Genomic DNA, 2,043 nt, shown 5'->3' on the forward strand with positions numbered 1-2,043 from the left:
AGCTGCCCACGAGCCCTGTTGCACGTGGGGGAAAGGGGGCGGTTTCTCAGCAAACTGCGCCTGCGATACAGCCACGCCCCCCTTAAGTATTATATCGAGTCGAATGTGTAATCGAGCCGGGGTGGTGAATAGGTTGGGCTAACGCCTAATGCCTACTTGACATGCCTACGCACAGTAGGTATAATTGCCGACGGTTCGTAGGTGAAGCTTTTGGGAGAAGATCCATGGCGAAGGCCGATGTCACGCCGCTGACGGTCACACAGCGGGAAATCATGGAAGTCGTGTGGGAATTGCGCGAAGCCACGGTCAGCCAGGTGCGGCAGGAGTTAGTGAAACGGCGGGACGTGGCCCGCAACACCGTGCAAACGATGATGGTGCGGCTTGAAGAAAAAGGCTGGCTCGTCCATCGCGAGGAGGGGCGGACGTTCCTTTATTCCGCCGCCCGACCGCGGAGCGTGTCGCTTGGGGCCAAGGTGGTGCAACTGGTCGACCGGTTCTTCGCCGGCTCGCCCGAGGACATGGTGACGGCCCTGATCGAATACCGCGGGTTGTCGCCGGCCGAGGCCGAACGAATTCGGATGATGATCGATCAATCGGAGACGATTACCCAATCCACAGGCGAGCCACGGGGGAAGATGTCATGAGCTCTTGGACGAATGGGAATCCCGGCGAACTGTTTTCGATTTGGAGTTTGAATGTCCTGCTACAAGCCGCAGTCGTGTCAGCAGTCGCCCTGACGATCAGCCTTGGCCTGCGGCGCAGCGCGGCGCTGCGCTACGGTGTACTATTGGCCGGTCTGGTGCTGGTCCTGCTTGCTCCTCTGACAGCCGGCGTGATGCAATTGTCGGCGCCAAGCTGGTTGCCCCTCTCGGTCATGCAGGTGGCCGTCAAACCCGTGTCGGATCGGGCCGCCGCAGTTCCGGCAACAGAACCGGTTGCCGCATCCGCCTGGCCGGCGTGGTCAGAAGAATTGGACCGAACCGGTGGTCTCATCAGGGATGATCGCGAACGATTTTCGGACGGGCCATTCGACGTGGCCGACGCGCGGCAAAGCGGCCCACATACCGTCGCCAACCAAGCATTCCATGAGCCAAAAGGGACCGCTTCATTGGGATCGCAGGGGAGATCTTCTAGCCCGCAGTCGACCACGATCGGGTTTGGGGCCACACTTCGACTGGCCGTTCTTGTGTTGCTGATGATCTGGCTCATCGGATCGGCGATCCTCTTGGCGAAGCTGGCGATCGGTTGCTCTTGCCTGGCTCGGATTCTGGCCGCGGCCAGGCCCAATGAAGATGCGGCGATCGAAGAATCATTCGCCCAAGCCGGCCGGGCACTGCAACTTGAGAAACTGCCGGAGCTCGTTTTGTCGGACTGGGTGTCGGGGCCGTTCTCCGCCGGCTTGATCCGTCCGCGGATCGTCCTGCCGGAGCGATTGCTCGGCCGGGTGACGCCGCGGCAATTGCGCGCCATTTTTCTTCACGAAGTGGCCCACGTCGTCCGGCGCGATCAGGCGATCGTGATGCTGCAGAACGTCGCGGCGGCCCTCTTCTGGCTCCATCCGCTGGTAAAGGCGTTGAATCGGCAATTGTCACAGGCCCGCGAAGAGGTTTGCGACAACTACGTGCTGGCTGCGACCGACGCCCCTTCTTACAGCCGAACGCTGCTGACGCTGGCGCGGTTGGTACGTTCCGCCAGCCCGTTGCCGGGGGCGGTTGGCCTGTTCACCTCCCGCTGGAAACTCGAATCGCGCGTCGCCGGGTTGCTCGATGAGCGCCGCAGTCGAAGCACCTGCTTGACCCGGCGCGGCCGGGCATTCGTCTGCGTCATCGCCGTCGCTCTGGCTGCCGTCACCGCTTTTGGCACGATTTCGATAGCGGTTGAGGACGACGATGCAGGGAAACAGGGTTCCTCTGGTTCTCCCGCGCCGGATGCCGCGACCGAAAACCCGGCGGTGAATGAGCAGACGGAAACGCCCCCCGACGACGGCCTGTTGACGCTGAGGCTCAAGGTCCGCATGCCCGACGGTTCGCCCGCGGCACAGGC

2 protein-coding genes are annotated in these 2,043 nt (G+C 62.4%); both read left to right on the top strand.

From position 1 onward, the window contains the following. Nucleotides 1–224 precede the first annotated feature (224 nt). Entirely contained in the window at nt 225–644 is a 420-nt protein-coding gene (locus VNH11_07475; GenBank protein HVA46197.1) for a BlaI/MecI/CopY family transcriptional regulator, read from the top strand. A 551-nt stretch (nt 645–1,195) separates the two neighbouring features. Continuing rightward, a partial coding sequence (locus tag VNH11_07480; protein HVA46198.1) for a M56 family metallopeptidase occupies nt 1,196–2,043 on the top strand: 848 nt, incomplete at its 3' end.

The sequence above is a fragment of the Pirellulales bacterium genome, assembly GCA_035533075.1.
Taxonomy (GTDB): domain Bacteria; phylum Planctomycetota; class Planctomycetia; order Pirellulales; family JAICIG01; genus DASSFG01.

Bases quoted from the DNA above. Each gene is read 5' to 3' on its own strand.
- VNH11_07475 (HVA46197.1), top strand. From the start codon at position 225: ATGGCGAAGGCCGATGTCACGCCGCTGACGGTCACACAGCGGGAAATC.